The organism is Glutamicibacter sp. AOP38-B1-38, assembly GCF_052377485.1.
In the GTDB taxonomy this organism is placed as follows: domain Bacteria; phylum Actinomycetota; class Actinomycetes; order Actinomycetales; family Micrococcaceae; genus Glutamicibacter.
In genome coordinates, this window is record NZ_JBQSWU010000067.1 from 1 (window position 1) to 2,860 (window position 2,860).

The 2,860-nt window shown below is 57.2% G+C and carries 3 protein-coding genes; 1 reads left to right on the forward strand and 2 read right to left on the reverse strand.

Annotated features, from left to right (window positions below; translation table 11 throughout):
• Nucleotides 1–190: 190 nt before the first annotated feature.
• Nucleotides 191–1,756, reverse strand: a complete 1,566-nt coding sequence (locus tag ACT3TP_RS18550) for an MFS transporter (RefSeq protein ID WP_444621270.1) — start codon at nt 1,754–1,756, stop codon at nt 191–193.
• A gap of 30 nt (nt 1,757–1,786) precedes the next feature.
• Here ACT3TP_RS18550 and ACT3TP_RS18555 point away from each other — a divergent pair, with 30 nt between their 5' ends.
• Nucleotides 1,787–2,344, forward strand: coding sequence for a TetR/AcrR family transcriptional regulator (locus tag ACT3TP_RS18555; RefSeq protein ID WP_444621271.1), 558 nt, complete (start codon nt 1,787–1,789; stop codon nt 2,342–2,344).
• A 35-nt stretch (nt 2,345–2,379) separates the two neighbouring features.
• Here ACT3TP_RS18555 and ACT3TP_RS18560 read toward each other — a convergent pair.
• A partial coding sequence (locus ACT3TP_RS18560; protein ID WP_444621272.1) for a GNAT family N-acetyltransferase occupies nt 2,380–2,860 on the reverse strand: 481 nt, incomplete at its 5' end.

A 2,860-nucleotide genomic window follows, 5' to 3' on the forward strand; every position in this document is an offset into this window, starting at 1 on the left:
GGAACCTTCTGCGGGACACCGTTCGCTGATTTCGGCTCAGATGCGCTTTCTGACCTCAGCCCAGGACTGGAGAAGGTTGCAGCTGGAGCCGGCTGTGGTAGGCGAGCTTGAGCTAGCCGACACAGATCGGTTGTTGGCCGGAGCGATCACAATCCCAGCAATGACGACCGGTATTTTCAACTGGAATCGCTTACTGCCCTTGTCTGTTCGGAGTCTGACTGCTCTTGCGGCCTGTGACCAGGGTCCAAATAGCGTCGATGACGAAGACTAAGACCCATATCTTCCCTGCACCGTACAAGAAGCTTGGGATTCCCTCGAGCTCGGGTCGTCCTCCGGAGGCGAGGTGTTCGCCGAAGTCGCTGGCACTGAATGAGTCCACTATCCAGGACATGCCCATGAAGGCCAGTGCGATCTGAGCGACGGCGAAAATGAGTAGATGCCAGCCGAGGCCACTGAGTTTAGAATTGTCTGTCTTGGTCTTTGCCATCATCTTTTCCTCTTGGTTCTGTTCGGATTTCCAGGACTGCGAGACTGACCTATTCGCTTCCTCTGAAGTAGAAACAGTCAGTGTCATTTCCGGGGTTGCCTCGTCTCGGGGGACGTTGGCGACGCCAGAGCGACGTACAGCCCACGGCGTGACGATGGCCCCGGCGGCGATGACGCCCGCAAACAGGATGCAGGCAACCTGCCAGGACGTTGTCTCATAGGTGACACCAGCCACCAGTACGCCGACTCCGGCACCGGCCAGCTTGGCTGACTCGTAGAGCCCAAACCCCTTTCCGGCGCGTTCAGCTGCCACCTGGGCGATGACGGATTGCTCGATCGGGATAATCGCTGCCCACGCTGCAGCACTAAGAATCCACAAGGCGGTAATCAGCAAAGGTGAGGGCGCGAACGCCAAAGTGAACGCGAATGTGGCACTGGATAGCGCAGCGATAGCTGCGACTCTGTGCCGCCCGATCCTCATGGTGATCCGGTGCGCCGGCCCTGGAATCAGGCTCATCATAATGGCTCCAGGCAGGAACACCAACGCGATAGAAACCACATCGAGATCGAAGGCCCCTTGAAGGTGCAACAGCAACAGCAATCCAATTGCTGCTTCAGCCAGCGAGGTTAGTCCGGTAGCAAGCAACATTGGTCGTAGCCGCTGCGTCGGAAAGTCAGACTCTGCCCGTTTCGAGGACGCAGCGGGGCGTCGAGGTGCTGTTGCGATCATTACCGCCGAGGCAAAGCAGGCGCCGGAAGCGGCCAAGAAAACACCTTGGAAGTTCAATGAACCTATCAGCGTCAGGCCGGCGACGAAGGCCACCCATGAACCAGTTTCCTGCCACGTCATCAACTTCGGGAAAGCAAACGAATCTGAACCTGCCGACTCGCTAACTATGGCCTGTAAAGCCGCCCAGAACAGTGCGCCCCCAAGACCACCAAGTACTGCAGAGAAGAATGCCATAGCAGGGCCCGTGGACAGAGCGTATCCAGCGCACGAGAGCCCATACAGCACTGCCCCGGTTGCTACAATAATCTGGCGTTCCCACATGTCGGCCAGCAATCCGGCGGGGAACCTAGCGGCAAAGGAGACAAAGAGTTCCGTAGCAACCAACATCCCGATTACCGTCGCATTGAGCCCAAGTACCGCGCCCGCCCACAAGGGGATCAAGAAATCCAGCAAGTCCGCGGGGCCACCGACCAGCGCTGCCGACCACCTCGCTGCGGACTGGCGCACAGGAGCACTCGGGGCAACCGGGGAAGATTTCATGATCCTAGAATACACACGTATTCTAGGATCATGAGTGCAGGGGTAAATAAGCGGGATGTCTTTGCCGCATCGGTACTGGACCTGATTGTCCGCGGAGGCATCCAATCTGTCAGCATCCGCACCGTGGCAGCAAATTCGGGCTGGTCCGTCGGCGCATTGCAAAAGACATTCTCCAACAAGGATGCCTTGCTCCGTGCCGCCGTCGATCTGGTTATCTCCAGAGCCGAGGCGCGTATGGACGCTCTCACTTTCAGCGGAGACTCCGTAGACTACCTGGTTCGCTTGGTCGAGGAAACCTTGCCCCTCGACCAGCAGCGCACGGAAGAGGCCATTGCCTGGAATGCGTTCGCTGCCGAGGCTATCCACACACCTTGGATCGCCGAAATCCTTATAGGCCAGGATCAGCTGGTTTCTGACCAATTGGTAGAGGCCTTGCGGTCTTTCGGTGCAGCACAGCCGGAAGCTGCTGCGGCTGGCATCATTGCAGTTTCAGACGGCCTTGCTCTCCGGCTTCTATATGATCCGAAACGGGCAGCGGAATTCTGTACGGTACTACGACCGATCATCAATCACTTGCTCACCATCTAGGCCACCCCTAACAAGGAATCCCATAAGCGGAACCGCTATCGAGACAGGGTTTTCTCGAACAACAGATTATGTTCGTCGTAATATGCCTCGGTAACGCCGAGTGACCGCATTCCCAGGCGCTCACATACTCGCGGTGAGGCTGCATTGAGTGGATCAGTGACGGCAATAACGAACCGAAGTCCGTTGTTTGCCGCGTCCGTCATGACAGCGCTGGCCGCCTCAGTGGCATAACCTGCACCCTGGGCATCGGGGTGTAAATGCCAACCAATTTCCACAGGAGCTTCGCCTTCGACATCTATCGAGAATGGGATGGGTTTGAGCAGGATATTCCCGAACAATTCACCAGATTCGCGAGAGGAAATAGCCCAGAGCCCGTGAACAGGGTCGTCAATAGTACGACGACGAATGATGGATTCCACAGCTTCCGAGCGACCCGTCATCGGCTTTGCTTGAGGACCAAGGAATCGAACAGTCTCCCACCGGGACTCAAGATCGAACAGAAAGTCGGCGTCGTCT

Excerpts from the sequence above, each read along its gene's own strand:
- ACT3TP_RS18555 (WP_444621271.1), top strand. The coding sequence starts at position 1,787 with ATGAGTGCAGGGGTAAATAAGCGGGATGTCTTTGCCGCATCGGTACTG.
- ACT3TP_RS18550 (WP_444621270.1), bottom strand. The coding sequence starts at position 1,756 with ATGAAATCTTCCCCGGTTGCCCCGAGTGCTCCTGTGCGCCAGTCCGCA.